General features: G+C 66.3%; 18 protein-coding genes. 11 read left to right on the top strand and 7 right to left on the bottom strand.

Features of this window, described 5'->3' with window-relative positions; all coding sequences use genetic code 11:
• Positions 1–52: 52 nt before the first annotated feature.
• The 4 genes from prpD to OXS31_RS14975 all read right to left on the bottom strand — a co-directional run bounded on the left by prpD (position 53) and on the right by OXS31_RS14975 (position 4,460).
• Positions 53–1,537 (bottom strand): 2-methylcitrate dehydratase, encoded by a 1,485-nt coding sequence (prpD, locus tag OXS31_RS14960; RefSeq protein ID WP_042138018.1) that lies wholly within the window; start codon positions 1,535–1,537, stop codon positions 53–55.
• Between the two features lie 146 nt (positions 1,538–1,683).
• Positions 1,684–2,811, bottom strand: coding sequence for a 2-methylcitrate synthase (gene prpC, locus OXS31_RS14965; protein WP_042138016.1), 1,128 nt, complete (start codon positions 2,809–2,811; stop codon positions 1,684–1,686).
• A gap of 55 nt (positions 2,812–2,866) precedes the next feature.
• On the bottom strand, positions 2,867–3,754 hold the full coding sequence (prpB, locus tag OXS31_RS14970; RefSeq protein WP_042138014.1) for a methylisocitrate lyase: 888 nt from the start codon (positions 3,752–3,754) through the stop codon (positions 2,867–2,869).
• Between the two features lie 4 nt (positions 3,755–3,758).
• Positions 3,759–4,460 (bottom strand): GntR family transcriptional regulator, encoded by a 702-nt coding sequence (locus tag OXS31_RS14975; RefSeq protein WP_267400010.1) that lies wholly within the window; start codon positions 4,458–4,460, stop codon positions 3,759–3,761.
• 152 nt (positions 4,461–4,612) lie between these two features.
• On the opposite strand from OXS31_RS14975, the gene pabB reads away from it, so the two are divergent.
• From pabB to OXS31_RS14990, 3 genes are read left to right on the top strand one after another with little or no spacing between them, the layout of a single operon-like run.
• Positions 4,613–5,956: an aminodeoxychorismate synthase component I gene (pabB, locus tag OXS31_RS14980; protein ID WP_267400011.1), complete on the top strand. Its 1,344-nt coding sequence runs from the start codon at positions 4,613–4,615 to the stop codon at positions 5,954–5,956.
• Positions 5,957–6,004: 48 nt separating this feature from the next.
• A complete protein-coding gene (locus tag OXS31_RS14985; protein ID WP_108582324.1) occupies positions 6,005–6,625 on the top strand; it encodes a phosphoadenosine phosphosulfate reductase family protein in 621 nt (206 codons plus the stop codon).
• A gap of 59 nt (positions 6,626–6,684) precedes the next feature.
• Entirely contained in the window at positions 6,685–7,965 is a 1,281-nt protein-coding gene (locus tag OXS31_RS14990; RefSeq protein WP_077172355.1) for an MFS transporter, read from the top strand.
• On the opposite strand, the gene OXS31_RS14995 is transcribed toward OXS31_RS14990, so the two are convergent.
• Complete coding sequence (locus OXS31_RS14995) at positions 7,938–9,248, bottom strand: MFS transporter (protein WP_042138006.1); 1,311 nt, start codon at positions 9,246–9,248, stop codon at positions 7,938–7,940. The two genes, OXS31_RS14990 and OXS31_RS14995, sit on opposite strands and share 28 nt — an antisense overlap.
• A gap of 268 nt (positions 9,249–9,516) precedes the next feature.
• On the opposite strand from OXS31_RS14995, the gene OXS31_RS15000 reads away from it, so the two are divergent.
• The 8 genes from OXS31_RS15000 to OXS31_RS15035 all read left to right on the top strand — a co-directional run bounded on the left by OXS31_RS15000 (position 9,517) and on the right by OXS31_RS15035 (position 18,838).
• Positions 9,517–10,272, top strand: a complete 756-nt coding sequence (locus OXS31_RS15000) for a FadR/GntR family transcriptional regulator (RefSeq protein WP_007160544.1) — start codon at positions 9,517–9,519, stop codon at positions 10,270–10,272.
• Between the two features lie 29 nt (positions 10,273–10,301).
• On the top strand, positions 10,302–10,988 hold the full coding sequence (locus OXS31_RS15005) for a FadR/GntR family transcriptional regulator (protein WP_007160545.1): 687 nt from the start codon (positions 10,302–10,304) through the stop codon (positions 10,986–10,988).
• Between the two features lie 80 nt (positions 10,989–11,068).
• Positions 11,069–11,938: an SMP-30/gluconolactonase/LRE family protein gene (locus OXS31_RS15010; protein WP_027601584.1), complete on the top strand. Its 870-nt coding sequence runs from the start codon at positions 11,069–11,071 to the stop codon at positions 11,936–11,938.
• A 221-nt stretch (positions 11,939–12,159) separates the two neighbouring features.
• Positions 12,160–13,164: a substrate-binding domain-containing protein gene (locus OXS31_RS15015; RefSeq protein ID WP_007160547.1), complete on the top strand. Its 1,005-nt coding sequence runs from the start codon at positions 12,160–12,162 to the stop codon at positions 13,162–13,164.
• A gap of 59 nt (positions 13,165–13,223) precedes the next feature.
• Positions 13,224–14,750 carry an L-arabinose ABC transporter ATP-binding protein AraG gene (gene araG, locus OXS31_RS15020; RefSeq protein WP_007160548.1) on the top strand — a complete coding sequence of 509 codons (1,527 nt, stop codon included), beginning with the start codon at positions 13,224–13,226 and terminating at the stop codon, positions 14,748–14,750.
• Positions 14,751–14,776: 26 nt separating this feature from the next.
• The gene (gene araH / locus OXS31_RS15025) at positions 14,777–15,745 is read left to right on the top strand and encodes an L-arabinose ABC transporter permease AraH (protein WP_027598999.1); all 969 of its coding nucleotides are present in this window, start codon (positions 14,777–14,779) and stop codon (positions 15,743–15,745) included.
• Between the two features lie 82 nt (positions 15,746–15,827).
• Positions 15,828–17,567, top strand: a complete 1,740-nt coding sequence (locus OXS31_RS15030; RefSeq protein WP_007160550.1) for an IlvD/Edd family dehydratase — start codon at positions 15,828–15,830, stop codon at positions 17,565–17,567.
• 122 nt (positions 17,568–17,689) lie between these two features.
• Entirely contained in the window at positions 17,690–18,838 is a 1,149-nt protein-coding gene (locus tag OXS31_RS15035) for an aldose epimerase family protein (protein ID WP_027599000.1), read from the top strand.
• A 246-nt stretch (positions 18,839–19,084) separates the two neighbouring features.
• Here the strand turns inward: OXS31_RS15035 and OXS31_RS15040 are convergent, their stop codons facing one another.
• Positions 19,085–20,662, bottom strand: a complete 1,578-nt coding sequence (locus tag OXS31_RS15040; protein ID WP_074584635.1) for an aldehyde dehydrogenase (NADP(+)) — start codon at positions 20,660–20,662, stop codon at positions 19,085–19,087.
• A 152-nt stretch (positions 20,663–20,814) separates the two neighbouring features.
• Complete coding sequence (araD1, locus tag OXS31_RS15045; protein WP_241809779.1) at positions 20,815–21,810, bottom strand: AraD1 family protein; 996 nt, start codon at positions 21,808–21,810, stop codon at positions 20,815–20,817.
• Positions 21,811–21,861 lie beyond the last annotated feature (51 nt).

Consider the following 21,861-nt stretch of genomic DNA (forward strand, 5'->3'; position numbering starts at 1 on the left):
ACTCGCCTGATCCTGGATGGCCCTCCCGGATCGAGCGAGTCGCCTCTTCCGTTTACAGCACGAACAGGTCCACGAAGCGATGCACCGGGGTGGCTTCCAATCCTGCTTGATCCTTGCACAGCGCGAAGATCTGGGCGCAGCGACCGGCCGGGAAGCGCGTGGCCAGGTTGCTCTGGAATTTGCGCTCCAGCAGCGGAATGCCCTCTTCGCGACGACGGCGATGGCCGATGGGATATTCCACGGCGATCTTCTCGGTGCTGCTGCCATCGGTGAAGAACACCTGCAGGGCATTGGCGATGGATCTCTTGTCGGCTTCCAGGTATTCGCGGCTGTAGCGCTCGTCCTCGACGATCTCCATCTTCTCGCGCAACTGGTCGATGCGCGGATGCGCCTGGTGGAAGGCGTCCTCGTAGTGCTCGGCGACCAGGTCGCCGAACAGCAGCGGCACGGCGATCATGTACTGCAGGCAGTGGTCGCGGTCGGCGGCGTTGGCCATGGGGCCCTGCTTGGAGATGATGCGAATGGCCGATTCGTGGGTGGTCACCACGATCTTCTCGATCTGGTCGACGCGGTCGCGCACCTGGGGGTGCAGGATCACCGCGGCTTCGGCGGCGGTCTGGGCATGGAATTCCGCCGGGAAGCTGATCTTAAACAACACGTTTTCCATCACGTAGCTGCCGAAGCCCTGGGGAAAGCTGAACTGACGCTGGTCCGCCGGCTTGGTGGCCAGATCCTTGTTGGTGTGGCTGAACAGCACGTCGTAGAAGCCCCACTGGGGCGCGCTGAGCACGCCCGGGATGCCCATCTCCCCACGCAGGGCGATGTCGGCCAGGCGCACCCCGCGGCTCGAGGCATCACCGGCGGCCCAGGACTTGCGGCTGCCGGCATTGGGTGCATGGCGATAGGTGCGCAGCGCCTGGCCATCGACGAAGGCGTGGGACAGCGCCGCCAGCAGTTGCTCGCGGTTGGCGCCCATCAGCTTGGCGCTGACCGCGGTGGAGGCCAGCTTGACCAGGAAGACGTGGTCCAGACCGACGCGGTTGAAGGAGTTCTCCAGGGCGAAGACGCCCTGGATCTCGTGGGCCATGACCATAGCCTCCAGCACCTCGCGCATCGTCAGGGGCGCTTCGCCCTGGGCCACGCGGCGCTGGGAGAGGTGGTCGGCCACCGCCAGGATGGCACCCAGGTTGTCGGAGGGATGGCCCCACTCGGCGGCCAGCCAGGTGTCGTTGTAGTCCAGCCAGCGAATGATGCAGCCGATGTCCCAGGCGGCCTTGACCGGGTCCAGGCGATAGCTGGTGCCCGGCACCCGCGCGCCCTGGGGCACCACGGTGCCCTCCACCTGGGGGCCGAGCAGCTTGGTGCACTCGGGGAAACGCAGGGACAGCAGGCCGCAGCCGAGGGTGTCCATCAGGCAGTTGCGGGCGGTGTCCAGGGCCTCGCGGGAGGTGACCTGGTAGGTCAGCACGTAATCGGCCAGGTCCTGGATGACCTGGTCGTAATCGGGTCGGTTGTTGAGATCGACGTTGGCGCTCATGGAGGTTCCTTTATATAGCGTCTTATCGCGGTCATGGCGGTCTGCCGATGCGGCCGCTGTACGGGGTTAGGTTCATCGCGGCCATGGGCCGCTCCTACAGGACGCTCCCGCCCTTGTAGGAGCGACCCATGGCCGCGATCAAACAATCAACGATTGGCGATGGGGGTGAACGGCCGCTGCTCGACACCGATGTAATCCGCGCTGGGGCGGATGATGCGGTTATCGGCGCGCTGCTCGAAGACGTGGGCGCACCAGCCGGCCGTCCGCGAGCAGACGAAGATCGGGGTGAACAGCGGCGTCGGAATGCCGAGGAAGTGGTAGGCCGAGGCGTGGTAGAAGTCGGCGTTGGGGAACAACCCCTTCTCTTCCTTCATGGTGCGATCGATGGCTTCCGAGACCGGGAACAGCACGCTGTCGCCCACCTCCGCCGCCAGTTGCCGGGCATAGTCCTTGATCACCTCGTTGCGCGGATCGCTGTCGCGGTAGATGGCGTGGCCGAAGCCCATCACCTTTTCCTTGCGTTCGAGCATCTGCTTGAGGCCGGTGACCGCCTCCTCGGGCGAGGCGAAGCGCTCGATCAACGCCATCGCCGCCTCGTTGGCGCCGCCATGCAGCGGGCCGCGCAGGGAGCCGATGGCGCCGGTGACGCAGGAATAGAGATCCGACAGCGTCGAGGCGCAGACCCGGGCGGTAAAGGTGGAGGCGTTGAATTCGTGCTCGGCATAGAGGATCAGCGAGACGTTCATCACCCGGGCATGCAACTCGCTGGGCGCCTTGCCGTGCAACAGGGTGAGGAAGTGGCTGGCGATGTCTGGGGCGTCGCTCGTGCAGTCGATGCGGGTGCCGCTCTGGCTGAAGTGGTGCCAGTAGAGCAGGATCGCCGGAAAGGCGCCGAGCAGGCGATCGGCCACCTGCTGCTGGTCGGCGAAGCTGTGCTCCGGCTCCAGGGTGCCCAGCAGGGAGGCGCCGGTACGCATCACGTCCATGGGGTGGGCGCTGGCGGGGATGCGCTCCAGGCCTTCCTTGAGCGGCTGCGGCAGGTCGCGCAGGGCCGCCAGGCGCTGGCGATAGGCGTCCAGTTGCGCTTGCGTCGGCAGCTCGCCATAGAGCAACAGGTGGGCGACTTCCTCGAAGTCGGCCCCGGCGGCCAACTCACGGATGTCGTAGCCCCGGTAGGTGAGGCCGGCGCCGGTCTTGCCGACGGTGCAAAGCGCGGTCCGGCCGGCGACCTGGCCACGCAGGCCGGCGCCGCCGAGGGTTTTACTGTCTGCCATCGTCTCGCTCCTCTTGGAGTTGTTGTGCGAAAAAGCGGGCGTTCAGGGTGGAGCGTCAGTGTTTCTGTTGTTGGAACAGGCGATCCAGCTGGTCCTCGTAGCGGTGATAGTCGATGCGGTCATAGAGTTCGGCGCGGGTCTGCATGGTGTCGACCACCGCCTGCTGGCTGCCGTCGCGGCGGATCGCCGTATAGACGTTTTCGGCGGCGCGATTGGCCGCGCGGAAGGCCGACAATGGATAGAGCACCAGGCCGACATCGGCCCCGGCCAGTTCTTCGGTGGTGAACAGCGGCGTGGCGCCGAATTCGGTGATGTTGGCCAGGATCGGAACCCCCACCGCCTGGGCGAACTGGCGGTACATGGGCAGCTCGGTAATGGCCTCGGGAAAGATCATGTCGGCGCCGGCCTCGACGCAGGCGCAGGCGCGGTCGATGGCGGCCTGCAGGCCTTCCACCGCCAGGGCGTCGGTGCGCGCCATGATGACGAAGTCCGCATCGGTGCGGGCATCCACCGCGGCCTTGATGCGGTCGACCATCTCCTGCTGGCTGACGATCTCCTTGCCCGGCCGATGACCGCAGCGCTTGGCGCCGACCTGATCCTCGATGTGCATGGCCGCCGCGCCGGCCTTGATCAGGGCACGGGTGGTGCGGGCCACGTTGAAGGCCGAGGCGCCGAAGCCGGTGTCGACGTCCACCAGCAGCGGTAGGTCGCAGACATCGGTGATGCGGCGGACGTCGATCAGCACGTCTTCCAGGCCGCTGATGCCCAGGTCCGGCAGCCCCAGGGAGCCGGCCGCGACCCCGCCGCCGGACAGGTAGATGGCCTGGAAGCCGGCGCGCTTGGCCAGCAGCGCATGATTGGCGTTGAGGGTGCCGACCACCTGCAGCGGGCGTTCGGCGGCGACGGCGGCGCGGAATTTCTGGCCGGGACTGACGGCAGGCATGGCGTTACCTCGACTGAGCTTGGACTAGGGGATGGTGCTGCAGATTGCGTTTGGAAGCGGCGATGTGGCGGCGCATCAGCAGCTCGGCCAGTTCGCCGTCGCCCTCGGCCAGGGCATCGAGGATGCGGTGGTGCTCGGCGAAGGCCTGGCGCGGACGATTGGGGGTGGCCGAGACCTTGAGTCGGTACATGCGCACCAGGTGATAGAGCTCGCCGCAGAGCAGCCGCACCAGCATGCCGTTGCCGCTGGCCTGGATGATGCGGTAGTGGAAGTCGTGGTCGCCTTCCTGCAGGTAGTAGCCGGTGCCGGCCTGGAACGCCGGATCGCGTTCGTGGGTATCCAGCAGCTGGCGCAATTCGTCGATGCCCTGGGGCGTGAGCCGCTCGGCCGCCAGGCGGCAGGCCATGCCTTCGAGGGATTCGCGGATTTCGTAGAGTTCGACCAGTTCGGCAAGGCTCAGGGCGGTGACCCGGGCGCCGGCATGGGGCACCCGCACCACCAGGCGCTGGCCTTCCAGACGATGGATGGCTTCGCGCAGCGGCCCACGGCTGATGCCATAGGTGCGCGCCAGCTCGGGCTCGGAAATCTTGCTGCCCGGCGCCACGTCACCGCGGACGATGGCCTCGCGGATCCGGCGGAACACCTGCTCGGAGAGGGTCCCACTGTCGGTCTCGGGCGCTTCGGCCTGGAGAGGGCTATCGATCATTGTCGACACCTTTTGTGTTTATGGCCTGAATAACTACGCCTGAACGCCTTTCCCGTCAATCTTTGTCGACAATCCAGCTGTGACAGCCTGTATCTCGCTCCGCCAGAGGCGGTTCGCTACACTAGCGCGCCGCCCTCCCTGCCGAACTCGCCATGCCCCTCTGCCACCTGCATCCCCTGCCCTATCACGCCGATCCCACGGCGCGTTTCGCTCTACTGCAGGGCGAGCCCGGCGCGGTGCTGCTGGATTCCGGGCGGCCGGTGGCCGAGCGGGGTCGCTACGACCTCATGGCGGCCTGGCCACTGCAGGTGCTGCAACCCGCTTCCGGCGAGACGGGGGGCGCCTTTTTCGCGCGGACGCGCGCCGCCCTGGCCAGTCTGGGGCGCGCCGACCTGCCTGAAGGCGCGGACCTGCCCTTTGCCGGTGGCCTGCTGGGCTATCTCGGCTACGACTTCGGCCGGCGCTTGGAACGGCTGCCAGACGGCGCCCACGCCGATCTGCAACTGCCCGATAGCCGCCTGGGCCTCTATGCCTGGGCGCTGATCAGCGATCACCAGGCGCGGACCAGCCAGCTGGTCTGCCATCCGGCACTGGACGCAGGGGAACGCCAACGACTGATCGCCCTGTTCGAAGCAGAGGAAACGCCCGAGACCTCTGACTTCAGCCTCACCGCACCCTTCACTGCCGATATAGACCGCGATACCTATCGCCAGCGCATCGAGGCCATCCAGGCCTATATCGCCGCCGGCGATTGCTACCAGGTCAACTTCGCCCAGCGCTTTCGCGCCCCCTTCCAGGGTTCGCCCTGGACCGCCTACCAGGCGCTGCGCGCGGCCTGCCCGACGCCCTTCTCCGGCTATCTGGCGCTGGAGCGCGGCGCCCTGCTCAGCCATTCACCGGAGCGCTTTCTGCGGGTCAGCCGCGGTCAGGTGGAAACCCGCCCGATCAAGGGTACCCGTCCGCGCCGCGCCGATCCGGCCGCCGATGCAGCCGAGGCCAACACCCTGCTGGCCAGCCCCAAGGATCGCGCCGAGAATCTGATGATCGTCGACCTGCTGCGCAACGACCTGGGGCGCAGCTGCCGGATCGGCTCGGTGCGGGTGCCCGAGTTGTTCGCCCTGGAGAGCTATCCCAACGTCCACCACCTGGTCAGCGCCGTCACCGGCGAACTGGCCGCAGGGCTGGACGCCCTGGATCTCCTGGCCGGCAGCTTTCCCGGTGGCTCCATCACCGGGGCGCCGAAGATCCGCGCCATGCAGATCATCGACGAGCTGGAAGAGACCCGCCGCGGTCCCTACTGTGGTTCGCTGCTCTATCTGGACGTGCGCGGCGAGAGCGACAGCTCCATCCTGATCCGCAGCCTGCTCGCCGAAGACGGCGTGCTCAGTTGCTGGGGCGGCGGCGGCATCGTCATGGACTCGCACTGGGCCGACGAATACGCCGAATCCCTGGCCAAGGTGCGAGTGCTGCTGGAGACGCTGGCAGCCCACAGCTGATCCGGCTTTGCTACCATGGCCTCACCCCTTACCCGGCTGGAGTCCGCCATGTCTCTCGATCTCGCCCGCATCAACGCCGACTTCGGCCGCGATCCCGAAAAGCTCGTCGCCTGGGCCCTGGGGCTGGGCAAGAGCGCCATCGTCACCACCAACTTCCGCCCCTTCGAGGCGGTGATCCTGCACCTGGTCAGCCAGGTCAAGCCGGACATCCCGGTGGTCTGGATGGACAGTGGCTACAACACCCCCGCCACCTACCGCTGCGCCGACGAGATCGTGCGCAAGCTGAATCTCAACCTGGTGACCTACCTGCCCAAGCGCTCGCGCGCCCACCGCGAGGCCATCGACGGCCCGGTACCGGGGCTGGACGATCCGCGCCACGCCGCCTTCACCGAAGAGGTCAAGCTGGAACCCTTCGCCCGCGCCCTGCGCGAGACGGCCCCGGAAGTCTGGTTCACCGCCCTGCGTGCCACCGACACCGCGGTGCGCGCCCAGATGGACCCGGTCAGCGTCAACCCGGACGGTCTGATCAAGGTCGCGCCGCTGCTGCACTGGACCTCCAAGGATCTCTACCAGTACCTCACCGCCCACGACCTGCCCAACGAGTTCGACTACTTCGATCCCACCAAGGGTGACGAGAACCGCGAGTGCGGCCTGCACCTCGCCCACTGAGTCCGTGCCTTTCGCGCGCCCGCTCCCGGGCGCGCCCTGCTCCTGCTGATAGCTCGCCCATGACCGCTTCCCGCCCTATCCACTCCCGCAAGGGCGTCTTTGCCGTGGTGCTCGGCAACGCCGTGGAGTTCTTCGACTTCGGCGTCTACGCCACCTTCGCCGTGCTCATCGGCCAGGTGTTCTTTCCCTCGCAGAACGCCTTCGCCAGCCTCATGGCCAGCGTCATCACCTTTGGCGTCGGCTTCGTCGTCCGCCCGCTGGGCGCCATCCTCATCGGCGCCTGGGCCGATCGGGTCGGGCGCAAGCCGGCGATGCTGCTGACCATGGTGCTGATGGCCCTGGGCACCGGCGGCATCGCCGTGCTGCCGGGCTACGAGCAGATCGGCATCGCCGCCCCCATCCTGCTGGTGCTGACGCGGCTGTTGCAGGGCCTGGCCTGGGGTGGCGAAGCCGGCCCGGCCACCACCTACATCCTGGAAGCGGCGCCGCTGCACAAGAGGGGCACCTACGCCTGCTGGCAGGTGGTGGCCCAGGGCCTGGCCGCGGTGGCGGCCGGCCTGATCGGCTATGGCCTGACCCTCTGGCTGACACCGGAGCAACTGCTGGCCTGGGGCTGGCGTCTGCCCTTCCTGCTCGGCCTGGCGATCCTGCCCATCGGTCTCTACATCCGTCGCGGCCTGGTGGATACCCACGTCGGTGAAACCCGGGGCACCGGCGCGGTGCTGGGCGAGGTGCTGGCCACCCAGCGGCGGCCACTGCTGCTGGGACTGCTGATCCTCTCCGGCAGCACCATCACCCAGTATTTCCTCAACTACATGACCACCTTCGCCCTGGTGGAGCTCAAGCTGCCGGCCGGGATCGCCATGCTCGCCACCCTGGTGATGGGCGCGGCCATGGCGGTCTGCTCGATCCTGGGCGGGGTGCTCAGCGATCGCTATGGCCGACGCATCGTGCTGATCCTGCCGCGGCTGCTGTTGCTGGTGTTGCTCTATCCGGCGCTGGAACTCATCACCCAGGCACCCGGCCCGGGCACCTTCCTGCTGACCCTGGCCGTGCTCTCCGGCCTGCACGGCATGAGCGGCGCGGCCCTGATCGTGCTCCTGGTGGAAAGCTTTCCGCAGCGGGTACGGGCCACCGGCTTCTCGGTGGTCTATGCGCTGGGGGTGGCGGCCTTCGGCGGCACCGCCCAGATCGTGGTGACCTGGCTGATCGGCGCCACCGGGGATCGCATGGCGCCGGCCGGCTATCTGCTGGTGGCCAATCTGGTCTGCCTCGGCGCCGCCTGGTTCGCCGCCGAGACCTGCCCGGGGCGTCAGCCGGCGGAACGCTCCGCGGCGTAACCCTCTTCCCGACGGTTCTTGCGCTCCAGGCGGGTGTAGACGATGCCGGTCAGCAGGAGGCCAAACACCAGCACCGCGGCCAGCAGATAGAGACCCGAGGCCAGGGTCCCGGTCGCCGCCTTGAGCGCGCCGATGCCATAGGGGCCGAGATAGCCGCCGAGGTTGCCTACCGAATTGATCAGGGCGATGCCGGCGGCGGCACTGGCCCCGGCGAAGAAGCGTCCGGGCAGGGTCCAGAACAGCGCGGTAAGGGAAAACAGGCAGAAGGCCACGACCGACAGCGCCGCCAGTTGCAGCACGGCGGTGCCGAACCAGGCGCTGCCGGCCATGGCCAGGGCGCCCACGGCATAGAGCACCGCCAGGTGACCGTAGCGATCGCCCAGGCGATCCGAACTGCGCGGCACGATGAGCAGGCCGAGAATGCCGAAGGCATAGGGGATCGCCGAGATGAAGCCGGTGGTGAGATCGCTGCCGCCGAACTGGTGGATCAGCGTCGGCAGCCACAGCCCCAGGCCATAGATGCTCAGGGTCACCGGCAGATAGTAGAGCGCCAGCAGCAGCACCCGGCGGTCCTTGAGCGCATGCAGGGGGTTGCCATGGCGGGTCTGGTCGAAGAGGTGCAGGTCCTTTTCCAGCTCCGTGGCCAGCCAGCGCTTTTCCTCGGCATTCAGCCAGGCGACCTGTTGCGGACCATCCGGCAGCCGGGTCAGGGTCGGCCAGGCCAGCAGCACCGCCGGCGCGCCGATGCAAAGGAACAGCCACTGCCAGCCGTGCAGGCCGAGCGCGCCATCCAGTTGCAGCAGCATGCCCGACAGCGGCCCCGTCACCAGCATGGCGATGGGTTGGGAGAGGATGAACAGCCCCATGATCTTGCCGCGGTGACGCACCGGGAACCACTGGGTGAGGTAGTAGAGCACCCCGGGAAAGAAGCCGGCCTCGGCCACCCCCAGCAGGAAGCGCATGACATAGAAACTGGTGGGACCCTGGACGAAGGCCATGCCCATGGTGATGGCGCCCCAGGTGATCAGGATGCGGGCGAACCAGCGCCGGGCACCGAAGCGCTCCAGCAGCAGATTGCTGGGTACTTCGAAGAGGAAGTAACCGATAAAGAACAGGCCGGCACCGAGGCCGTAGGCGGCGTCGCCGATGCCGACGTCGGCGCCCATGTGCAGCTTGGCGAAGCCCACGGCAGAGCGGTCGATGTAGGCGACCAGATAGAGCAGGACGAGAAAGGGAATCAGCTTGTGCGTGATCCGGCGAATGAGGACGGATTCGGGGTGCATGGCGTTCTCCGACTTGTTGTTTTTGTGCGGTTGAAGCGCAGATCGCCCTAAAGTCTAACGTAATATCATTGAGACGTTAAATAGCCATAAGCCGCCATTAATCGGCACTTAAGGTAAATTTGGTACTATTAAAACAATGTTACGAAGTAGGAAATCTTACCTCTTGCTTTCCGCTGATCCCCATTACAGAGCCGCCTGGCCCACGATAAGATCGGTTATCGCGCTGATGGTGTTATAGTGATGGCACGACGACTTCGGATGCCTTTCGATGAATTACAAGACACCGCTGCCGCGCAAAAGCAGACACGCTCGCATCGTTCATGAGCTCGGTACCCAGATCGTGTCTGGACACTTTCTGCCAGACCAGCGCCTGCCCCCCGAGGCGCAGCTGTGCGAAGAGTACCAAGTGAGCCGCCCTGTCCTGCGTGAGGCTACCCGGGTGCTCGTGGCCAAGGGCCTGGTCAGGTCCAAGCCCAAGGTCGGAACCGTGGTCAAACCACGCAACGAGTGGCATCTGCTCGATCCCGACGTCCTGCATTGGCTGCTGGAGAGCGATTCGCGGCACAGCTTCTACGAGACCCTGGTCAAGGTGCGCAACATCATCGAGCCGGAGGTCGCCGCCATGGCGGCTGCCAATGCCCAGCCCGAAGACGTGAAGGCCATCGAAGACGCCTACGAGCGGATGGAGCAGGCCGTGGACATCGCCAACATGGCCGAACCGGACATGGCCTTTCACCTGTCCATCGCCACGGCCACCCACAACGAATTGCTGACTCACCTCTACAGCATCATGTTGCTGCCGGTGCGGGACTACCTGGAACGCTCCTCGGCGCTGTTCGCCGCCGGCGACAGCCTCAACCTGCTGGTCTCCCGGCACAAGGCTATCCTCACCGCCATCCAGCACCGCGACCCGCTGACCGCTCGCCACGCCGCCATCGCCCAGCTGGCCGGTGTCAATGACATGGTCGCCGAGGCCTTCCGGCCGCAGCCCTTGTCTGAAGGTGAAATTTCGTATGATCATTGAGGGCAAGAACCCACTCGCGGTATGCCCTCATGTCCAGCAGCTACCATGCCTCTACCGTAGAACAACTCGGCCAGCGCCTCGCGGCCGGGCAATTTCCACCCGGTAGCGCCCTCAAGGTAGAGGCGGATCTCTGCCAGGAGCTGGGCGTCAGCCGCACCATCCTGCGCGAAGCGATCAAGACCCTGGCGGCCAAGGGCATGCTGGAAGTCGGCCCCAAGGTCGGTACCCGGGTCCTGCCGCTGAGTCGCTGGAATCTGTTCGATACCCAGGTGGTGGGCTGGCTGGCCACGGGCGGTCTGCCTGCCCATTTCGTCAAGGACTTGCTGGATCTGCGCCACGCCATCGAGCCCGCGGCGGTCCGCTGGGCCTGCGAAAGAGCCACCCCTGAGCAGGTGCAGGCGATCCAGGTCGCCTACCAGCATCTGGAAGCCTCCCTCGAGGGCGGCGACTACAACACCGCCGACCAGCGTTTCCACGAGTGCGTCCTGGCGGCCAGCCACAATCAGTTCATCGAGCAGATGGTGCCCGCCCTGGGCGCCCTGCTGGCGGCCTCCTTTACCCTGTCGTCGGCCGATCCCGCCGAATTGCGACGTACCCTCCCCCTGCACAAGACCCTCGCCGACGGCATCGCCTCGCGCGATGCGGCGCGCGCCGTCTGGGCCTGCATGATGCTGATCGACAGCGCGGCGGTGACCCTGGCGCGCTATACGGACTGACGTTTCGGTCGGCAACCTTGGCGTCGCTGCAGGTTCCCATGCCTGGACTTCCCGTACTGCCACAACAAGAGAGGTGAACGATGGATTGGCAGCTGCTGCTTCCCCAGCGCTTCAAACTGGCCGAGGGCCCCTTCTGGGACCAGGAGACCCAGGCGCTCTACTGGGTGGACATCGCCGGCTTCAAGGCCTGCCGCCTAAGCGGCGAGCACTATCAGGAATGGCAACTGGATCGGCCCTGTTCCGCCTTCGTGCCCACGGTGCGCGGCGACGCCCTGGTGACCCTGCCAGACGGCGTCTTCCGTCTTGACCTAGATTCGCCACCGGACCGTCCCGCCCTGGAACTCTTCTGCGTCGCCGATCCCGATCCGGGCAATCGCGGCAACGAAGCCCGCTGCGATGCCCAGGGGCGACTCTGGCTGGGCACCATGCAGAACAATCTCGATGCCCAGGGTGGCGACGTGGCCATCGACCGCCACTCGGGCGGGCTGTTCCGCATCGATCCGGACGGCAGTGTCAGTCGTCACGCCAGCGATCTCGGCATCGCCAACACCCTGGTGTGGAGCGCGGCGGACAACCACGTCATCAGCGCCGATACCCTCAAGGACACCCTCTATCGCTATCCGCTGGATGCCAATGGCAACCTGGGGACCCCCACCGTCTGGGCCGGCCCCCACGAGCGCGGCTCGCCGGACGGCTCGGCCATCGACAGCGAAGGCTGCGTATGGAATGCGCGCTGGGATGGCAACTGCCTGCTGCGCTTCTCGCCGGAGGGCGAGCTGCTGGAGATCGTCGAACTGCCCGTCCAGCGTCCCACCAGCTGCGTCTTCGGCGGACCGGATCTGCGCACCCTGTACGTCACCAGCGCCGCCGCCGATGGCGCCCTCGACGGCGCCCTGCTCAAGGCCACCGCACCGGTAGCCGGCATGCCCTGCCACAGGTTCGCTGGCTGATTCATCCTACCGACCCAGGCGCCCCTCTGCGGCGCCTTTCCGTTCCAGCCCCTATGTAACAGCTTGGTGACAGAGGTGACGAAAAATCTCGTCACCTTTTCCTTGCACCCGCACCCATCCAATCATAATATCAATGAAGAGCGGTGTCGTCTGACCTCCACGACGGCAGCCCGCCGCCTCGCATTGCCTGGCCACACCAATAAAAACAAGGAGTTCCAGCTATGTTCCGTGTTCCGGGAGTTCGTTCTCTGCTGCGTGCCGCCCTCGCCGCCGGTGCCGTCAGCCTGTCTCTCTCCGCTTTCGCTGCCGATCCGGTCAAGATCGGTTTCCTGGTCAAGCAACCCGAGGAACCCTGGTTCCAGACCGAATGGGCCTTCGCCGAGAAAGCCGCCAAGGACAAGGGCTTCACCCTGCTCAAGATTGCCGTGCCGGATGGCGAGAAGACCCTCGCCGCCATCGACAGCCTGGCCGCCAACGGCGCCAAGGGATTCGTGATCTGCCCGCCCGACGTCTCCCTCGGCCCGGCCATCGTGGCCAAGGCCAAGCTCAACGACCTCAAGGTCATGGCCGTGGACGACCGCTTCGTCGACGCCAAGGGCAAGTTCATGGAAGACGTGCCCTACCTGGGCATGGCCGCCTTCGAGGTCGGCCAGCAGCAGGGCGCCGCCATGGCCGCCGAAGCCGAGAAGCGTGGCTGGAAGTGGGATGACACCTATGCGGTGATCAACACCTACAACGAGCTGGACACCGGCAAGAAGCGCACCGACGGTTCGGTGGAAGCCCTGAAGAAGGCCGGTCTGCCCGCCGATCACATCATCTTCGCGCCGCAGAAGACCCTGGACGTGCCTGGCAGCATGGACTCCACCACCTCCGCGCTGGTCAAGCTGCCCTCGGGCGCCAAGCACCTGATCATCGGCGGCATGAACGACAACACCGTGCTGGGCGGCGTCCGCGCCACCGAAAGCGCCGGATTCAAGGCCGAGCAGGTGATCGGCATCGGCATCAACGGCACCGACGCCATCGGCGAACTGAAGAAACCCAACAGCGGCTTCTTCGGCTCCATGCTGCCCAGCCCCCACGAAGAGGGCTACCAGACCGCCAGCATGATGTACGAGTGGGTCACCACCGGTAAGGAACCACCAAAGTACACCGCGATGGACAAGGTCACCCTCATCACCCGCGCCAATTTCCAGCAAGAGCTGGAAAAGATCGGCCTCTGGAAGTGATGACCCCGGCGGCGCCTCGGCTGGCGCCGCCCTCCTCTTTCGTCTGACAGGAGTGCCCCATGGCAGCCCTGGAACAAACCACCGCCCAGAGCGCCGACAGCCTCGGTTTCGTCGGCATCGGCAAGACCTTTCCCGGCGTCAAGGCGCTCGCCGACATCTCCTTCAACGTGCGTCCCGGCTCGGTGCACGCCCTCATGGGCGAGAACGGTGCCGGCAAGTCGACCCTGCTGAAGATCCTCAGCGGCTACCACGCCCCCACCACCGGCCACCTCAACATCGACGGCCAGGAGCTGGTGTTCAAGAGCACCGCCGAAGCCATCCGCGCCGGCGTCGCCGTGATCCAGCAGGAGCTGCAGCTGGTGCCGGAAATGACTGTCGCCGAAAATCTCTTTCTCGGGCACCTGCCGGCGCGCTACGGCATCGTCAATCGCGGCCACCTGCGCCGCCAGGCCCTGGACCTGCTCAAGGGCCTGGCCGAAGAAATCGACCCCAATACCAAGGTCGGGCGCCTGTCGCTCGGTCAGCGCCAGCTGGTGGAGATCGCCAAGGCGCTCTCCCGGGGCGCCCGCGTCATCGCCTTCGACGAGCCGACCAGCTCGCTGTCCGCCCGCGAGACCGATCGGCTGATGACCATCATCGCCCGGCTGCGCGACGAAGGCCGGGTGGTGCTCTATGTCTCCCACCGCATGGAAGAAGTCTTCCGCATCTGCGACGCGGTGACGGTGTTCAAGGACGGCCGCCACGTGCGCACCATCGAGCGCCTGGCCGACATCACCCCCGACCAGCTGATCACCCTGATGGTCGGCCGCGATCTCGCCGACATCTACGACTACCGCCCGCGCGAGATCGGCGGTGGCTGCCTCAAGGTCGAGGGTCTGCTCGGCCAGGGCCTGCAGCAACCGGTGGGCTTCGAGGTCTGCCAGGGCGAGATCCTCGGCCTGTTCGGCCTGGTCGGTGCCGGTCGCACCGAGCTGTTGCGTCTGCTGGCGGGGCTGGAAAAGCACAAGGCCGGCAGCTTGAGTCTCAAGGGCGCCCCGGTCAGCCTGAAGTCGCCGCGTGACGCCATCGCCGCCGGCATCCTGCTGTGCCCGGAAGATCGCAAGAAGGAAGGCATCGTGCCCCTGGCCAGCGTGGCCGAGAACATCAACATCAGCGCCCGCGCCCACCACGCCAGCCTCGGCTGCCTGATCCAGGGTCGCTGGGAAAAGGCCAACGCCGAAAAGCAGATTCGCGCGCTGAACGTGAAGACGCCCCACGCCGGGCAGAAGATCAAGAATCTCTCCGGCGGCAACCAGCAGAAGGCCATCCTCGGGCGCTGGCTGTCGATGCCCATGCAGGTGCTCTTGCTCGACGAACCCACCCGCGGCATCGACGTGGGCGCCAAGTCGGAGATCTACGCCATCATCCATGACCTCGCCGCCCGCGGCATCGCCGTGGTGGTGGTGTCCAGCGACCTGATGGAAGTCATGGGCGTGGCCGATCGCATCCTGGTGATGAGCGAAGGCGCCATCACCGGCGAGGTGGCCCGCGCCGAGTTCAACGACGAGCGCCTGCTGCAGCTCGCCCTGCCCCGTACCCGGGCCTGATGAAAACAAGAAAAGAGGTCACGTCCATGTCCGCCCAACCCCACAGCCTGACCCCGCCGCGCCGCGGTTTCGACACCCGCCGCTTCCTCGACGACTGGGCCATGATGCTGGCCGCCGTCGTCATCTTCACCCTCTGCGCGCTGTTCGTGCAGAACTTCCTCTCGCCGCTGAACATGCGCGGTCTGGGTCTGGCGATCTCCACCGTGGGCATCGCCGCCTGCACCATGCTGTTCTGCCTGGCCTCCGGCCACTTCGACCTCTCGGTGGGGTCGGTCATCGCCTGTGCCGGGGTGGTCGCCGCGGTGGTGATGCGCGAATTCGACAGCGTCTTTCTCGGCGTCGCCGCCGCCCTGGCCATGGGCCTGGTGGTGGGTCTGATCAACGGCCTGGTGATCGCCAAGCTCAAGATCAACGCCCTGATCACCACGCTGGCGACCATGCAGATCGTGCGCGGCCTGGGCTACATCTTCTCCGACGGCAAGGCCGTGGGCGTCTCCCAGGAGCAGTTCTTCGTGTTCGGCAACGGCCAGCTGTTCGGCCTGCCGGTGCCCATCGTCATCACCCTGCTGTGCATCCTGTTCTTTGGCTGGCTGCTCAACTACACCACCTTCGGCCGCAACACCATGGCCATCGGCGGCAACGAGGAGGCCGCGCTGCTGGCCGGCGTCCACGTCGACCGCACCAAGATCATCATCTTCGCCATGCACGGGGTGATCGGCGCCCTGGCCGGCGTGGTGCTGGCCTCGCGCATGACCTCCGGCCAGCCGATGATCGGCCAGGGCTTCGAACTCACGGTGATCTCCGCCTGCGTGCTGGGCGGGGTTTCCCTGGCCGGCGGCATCGGCATGATCCGCCACGTGATCGCCGGCGTGCTGATCCTGGCGATCATCGAGAACGCCATGAACCTGAAGAACATCGACACCTTCTATCAGTATGTCATCCGCGGAACCATCCTGCTGCTGGCCGTGGTCATCGACCGCTTCAAGCAGCGCTAAACCCAGACTCTGCCCTCCCCCGCGGCGCCAGGCGCGCCGTGCCGGGGACCGCTTTGCCCGTGAAATGCCCGAGGACCAAACAATGACCACGCCCAAACGCCCGCTCCGCTCCGCCCAGTGGTTTGGCAGCAACGACAAGAACGGCTTCATGTACCGCAGCTGGATGAAGAACCAGGGCATCCCGGACCATGAATTCCAGGGCAAGCCCGTCATCGGCATCTGCAACACCTGGTCCGAGCTAACCCCCTGCAACGCCCACTTCCGCAAGATCGCCGAACACGTCAAGCGCGGCATCTACGAAGCCGGCGGCTTCCCGGTGGAATTCCCGGTGTTCTCCAACGGCGAATCCAACCTCAGACCCACCGCCATGCTGACCCGCAACCTGGCCAGCATGGACGTGGAAGAAGCCATTCGCGGCAACCCGGTGGACGCCGTGGTGCTGCTGACCGGCTGCGACAAGACCACGCCGGCGCTGCTGATGGGCGCCGCCAGCTGCGACGTGCCGGCCATCGTCGTCACCGGTGGCCCCATGCTCAACGGCAAGCACCACGGCCGCGACATCGGCGCCGGCACCATCGTCTGGCAGATGCACGAGGCCTACAAGGCGGGTGCCATCGACCTCAACGAATTCCTCTCCGCCGAAGCCGGGATGTCGCGTTCGGCCGGGACCTGCAACACCATGGGCACCGCCTCCACCATGGCCTGCATGGCCGAGGCCCTGGGCACCTCGCTGCCGCACAACGCCGCCATTCCGGCGGTGGATTCGCGGCGCTACGTGCTGGCCCACCTGTCCGGCATGCGCATCGTCGAAATGGTGGAAGAAGACCTGCGGCTGTCGAAGATCCTCACCAAGGAAGCCTTCGAGAACGCCATCCGCGTCAACGCCGCCATCGGCGGTTCCACCAACGCGGTGATCCACCTCAAGGCCATCGCCGGCCGCATCGGCGTGGACCTGGAGCTGGACGACTGGACCCGGGTCGGTCGCGGCACCCCCACCATCGTCGACCTGCAACCGTCCGGACGCTTCCTGATGGAGGAGTTCTATTATTCCGGCGGCCTGCCGGCGGTGATCCGCCGCATGGGTGAAGCCAATCTGCTGCCCCATCCCGAGGCCCTGACCGCCAACGGCAAGACAATCTGGGCGAACTGCGCCGAGGCCCCCATCTACGGCGACGACGAGGTCATCCGCGCCCTGGACAACCCCCTGCGCGCCGATGGCGGCATCTGCGTGCTGCGCGGCAACCTGGCGCCCAAGGGCGCGGTGCTCAAGCCCTCGGCCGCGACCCCGGCGCTCATGCAGCATCGCGGTCGCGCCGTGGTGTTCGAGAACCTCGAAGACTACAAGGCGCGCATCGTCGACCCGGATCTGGACATCGACGAGACCTGCGTGATGGTGCTGAAGAACTGCGGGCCCAAGGGTTACCCGGGCATGGCCGAGGTAGGCAACATGGGCCTGCCGCCCAAGCTGCTGGCCAAGGGCATCACCGACATGGTGCGCATCTCCGACGCCCGCATGAGCGGCACCGCCTACGGCACCGTGGTGCTGCACGTGGCGCCCGAGGCCTCGGCCGGCGGCCCGCTGGCGGTGGTGCGCGAAGGCGACATGATCGAACTGGACTGCGCCTCCGGGCGCCTGCACCTGGATATCCCCGACGAAGAACTGGCCGCGCGTCTGGCCGACTGGCAACCGCCGGCCGATCAGCTGCTGGCCGGCGGTTATCGCCGCCTCTACGTCAACCATGTGCTGCAGGCCGACGAAGGCTGCGACTTCGACTTCCTGGTCGGCTGCCGCGGCGCCGAGGTGCCCCGCCACTCCCATTGATCCGCTTCTACCCCCTCTCCCTTCGGGAGAGGGTTGGGGTGAGGAGGCTTTACCGCCCCTCCTCCGGCTTCCGGGTCGCCTGACCCACCCTTGCACAACAACAAACCGAAAAGGTGGTCGAGATGAAACGCACGTTAGCCCTCACCGGACTTGGACTGTCACTCATGATCAGCACCCTTACCGCCCAGGCGGCCGGCCTCAGCAGCCAGCAGTCGAGCTTTGGCAAGCTGCCCGATGGCACCCCCATCGAGAAGTTCGTCCTGACCAACAGCCACGGCATGCAGGCCACCGTCATCACCTACGGCGGCGTGCTGCAGGCGCTCAAGGTGCCCGACCGCAAGGGCCACAGCGAAGACGTGGTGTTGGGCTTCGATGACGTCCAGGGTTATCTCGACAACCCCACGGTATTCTTTGGCGCCACCATCGGCCGCTTCGGCAACCGCATCGCCGACGGTCGTTTCAGCCTCGACGGCAAGAGCTACCAGATCCCGCAGAACGACAAGACCAACGCCCTGCACGGCGGTCCCCAGGGCTTCAACACCAAGGTGTGGAAGGCCGAGCCGGCCAAGGGCGACGGCTGGGTCGGCGTGACCCTGAGCTATGTGTCTCCCGATGGCGAGATGGGCTTTCCCGGCACCCTGACCACCCAGGTGACCTACCAGCTGGACGAACACAACCAGCTGACCCTCAAGTACCGCGCCACCACCGACAAGCCGACGGTGCTCAACCTGACCAACCACAGCTACTTCAACCTGGCGGGCGCCGGCAGTGGCACCGTGCTCAAGCAGGTGGCGATGCTCAATGCCGACACATACACGCCGGTGACCGCCAAGCTGATTCCCACCGGCGAATTGCCGCCCGTGGCCGGCACGCCCCTGGACTTCCGCAAGCCGACCGCCATCGGCAAGCACATCGCCGACGACAACCAGCAGCTGAAGTACGCCGAACCCAAGCAGGGTGGCTATGACTTCAACTGGGTGCTCAACACCGCGGGCGATCTGCAGAAGGCCGCCGCCGTGGTGACCGATCCGGGCTCCGGCCGCACCCTGACCCTCTACACCACCGAACCGGGCGTGCAGTTCTATACCGGCAACTTCCTGGAGGGGAACATCAAGGGCAAGGCCGGCAAGACCTACGGCCACTGGGGTGCCTTCACCCTGGAAACCCAGCATTACCCGGACGCCCCCAACCAGCCGAACTTCCCCACCACCCGCCTGGATCCCGGCCAGACCTACACCCAGACGACCATCTTCAAGTTCGCCGCCAAGTAAGGCGATTGCCGCTGCACGCAAGGCCGCTCCCAGGAGCGGCCTTCTTCTTTGGGGACTGTGCATGCGGCTTCCCTCACCCCAACCCTCTCCCGGAGGGAGAGGGGGTTGTTCCGGCACGCGCTTGGCTCTTCAGTAGCGTGGAAAACGGCGCAGCCTTTTCCACTGTCCTGCCACCCCCCTTCCACCACCCAATAAAAAACCCGGCGTCTCGCGACGCCGGGTTCTCAACCACTCAGGACCGCGCGATCAGATCGCGGCCTTGGTATTCTCGCCGTTCACCAGGCGCTGGATGCCCAGCGGGTTGGCGTTCTGCAGGGCTTCCGGGAGGAAGGCGTCCGGATAGTTCTGGTAGCACACCGGGCGCAGGAAGCGGTCGATGGCCAGGGTGCCGACCGAGGTGCCACGAGCATCGGAGGTCGCCGGATAGGGACCGCCGTGGACCATGGCGTCACAGACTTCCACACCGGTGGGATAGCCGTTGAGCAACAGGCGCCCGGCTTTCTGCTCCAGCAGGCCGATGATGGCCTCGAAGCGTTGCAGATCGGCCGGCTCGGCCAGCAGGGTGGCGGTCAGCTGGCCATGCAGGCCTTGCAGCGCCTGCTGCAGCTGGGCCTCGTCGGCCACCTCGACCACCACGGTGGTGGGGCCGAAGACTTCTTCCTGCAGCAGTTCGTCGTTTTCCAGCAGCAGGCTCACATCCGCCTTGAACAGCTGCGGACGCGCCTGGTTGCCTTCCTGGCTGGCACCGGCCAGGTGTTTCACGCCGGAATGGGCCAACAGCGCCGCGACGCCCTTTTCGTAGCTCTTCAGGGTGCCCGGATTGAGCATGGTCTGGGGCGCCTGCTCGTTCATGGCACCGGCCAGGCGCTCGAGGAAGGCGCTGAATTCAGGCGAACGCAGGCCGATGACCAGGCCCGGATTGGTGCAGAACTGGCCGCAACCCAGAACCACGGAGGCCGCGAGTTCGCCGGTGATGGCGTCGCCACGGGCCTTGAGCGCCTCGGGCAGGACCACCACCGGGTTGATGCTGGACATCTCGGCGAACACCGGGATCGGCTGCGGACGGGCCGCGGCCATGTCGCACAGGGCGCGACCGCCGCGCAGGGAGCCGGTGAAGCCCACCGCCTGGATGGCCGGGTGCTTGACCAGCTGCTCGCCCACGCCACCGCCATAGATCATGTTGAACACGCCCTTGGGCATGCCGGTCTTCTCGGCAGCGCGAATGATGGCGTCGGCCACGTATTCGGCGGTGACCATGTGGCCGCTGTGGGCCTTGAACACCACCGGGCAACCGGCGGCCAGGGCCGCGGCGGTGTCGCCACCGGCGGTGGAGAAGGCCAGCGGGAAATTGCTGGCGCCGAACACGGCCACCGGCCCCAGGCCAATGCGGTACTGGCGCAGGTCGGGACGCGGCAGCGGCTTGCGCTCGGGCAGCGCGGTGTCGATGCGCACACCGTGGAAGTCACCGCGGCGCAGCACCTTGGCGAACAGACGCATCTGGCCGCTGGTACGGCCGCGCTCACCCTGGATGCGGCCAGCCGGCAGCGCGGTTTCCTGGCAGACCAGCTGGACGAAGTCGTCACCCAGGGCATCCAGTTCGTCGGCGATGGCGTCGAGGAAGGTGGCGCGCTTTTCGGCGCTCAGCTTGCGGTACAGGGGCGCGGCCTGCTCGGCGGCGCGGGCGGCGGCATCGACCTCGGCCGTGGACGCCTGGAAGAATTCGTAGGGCAGCTTCTCGCCGGTCGTGGCGTCGATGCTGTAGACCCGCACCTCGCCCTCGCCGCTACGAGCGCCACCGATGTAGTTCTTGCCTTGGATCTGCATTGTTCTCGACTCCTTATACCTAGGGGTTCAGGGAAGACCACCCGCTACGGGGAGGTCTTCGAAAGGGTGGCACGCTCGGTGTCCGAGCGGCCGGGCCAGCCTGTGCGATACCCACTCTAGCATTCGCATAGTCAGCAGTCATCATACAACCATCAGAGCTGACGGACCTGCCCGGGCTGGAAAGCTGCCGCGCCGGCCTTGACGCCATTGCTCAGCGGCTCGCCGAATTCCGGCACCGCGATCTCGAATCTGTCGCCCGGCTCGACCCGCACCCCATCGGCGAAGGACAGGGTTGCCGTGCCGAAGAAATGTACATGGACATCGCCCGGCCGCAGGAACTGCGCGTACTTGAAGTGGTGATACTCGAGGTTCTCCAGGCTGTGGCACATGTTGTCCTCGCCCGAGAGGAATTCCTTCTCCCAGATCACCTGCTCGCCGCGACGGATCCGGCTGGTGCCCGCCAGATGGCTCGGCAGTTCACCGGTGCGCAAGGCCGGACCGAAGCTGCAGTAGCGTAGTTTGGAATGGGCCAGGTAAAGATAGTTCTTGCGTTCCATCACGTGGTCGGAGAATTCGTTGCCCACCGCATAACCCAGGCGGTAGGGCTTGCCGTCGTCACCGATCACATAGAGACCGGTCAGCTCCGGCTCTTCCCCGGCGTCCTCGGCGAATTCCGGCAGCGGGATGTCGCCGCCCGGACGCACCAGGATGCCGCCGTCGCCCTTGTAGAACCATTCCGGCTGTGCACCGGCGCTCCCCGCCGCAGGCCGACCGCCCTCCACGCCCCATTTGAACATGCGCATGGAGTCGGTCAGCTTGGCCTCTTCCTGGCTGTTCTGCTGGTGCATCTTGTCGCGGGTAGCGGCGCTGCCCAGGTGGGTCAGACCGGTCCCGGTGACCAGGCAGTGCGCGGGATCCTCATGGTCCAGCGGCGGCAGCAGGCGACCGGCCTCGAGCAGCTCGGCATAGGCCGGGCCGGGCTCCAGGCCCAGGGTCTGCACCTGAGATTCCAGGGAAACGCCGGCACGGATGGCCTGCAGCGCCAGGGTCCGGGTGCTGGTCGCGCCGCGGACCTGCTGGACTTCACCGCGCTCGACCACGCCGACGCGGCGCTGGCCCTGTTGGTCTTCGAACTGAATCAGGTGCATGGCATTCTCCTTGTTGGTTATCGCCTGCAGGAGACTTTACTCGGCGCCATG

It is taken from the genome of Pseudomonas sp. GM_Psu_1, from assembly GCF_026544185.1.
GTDB lineage: Bacteria > Pseudomonadota > Gammaproteobacteria > Pseudomonadales > Pseudomonadaceae > Chryseomonas > Chryseomonas oryzihabitans.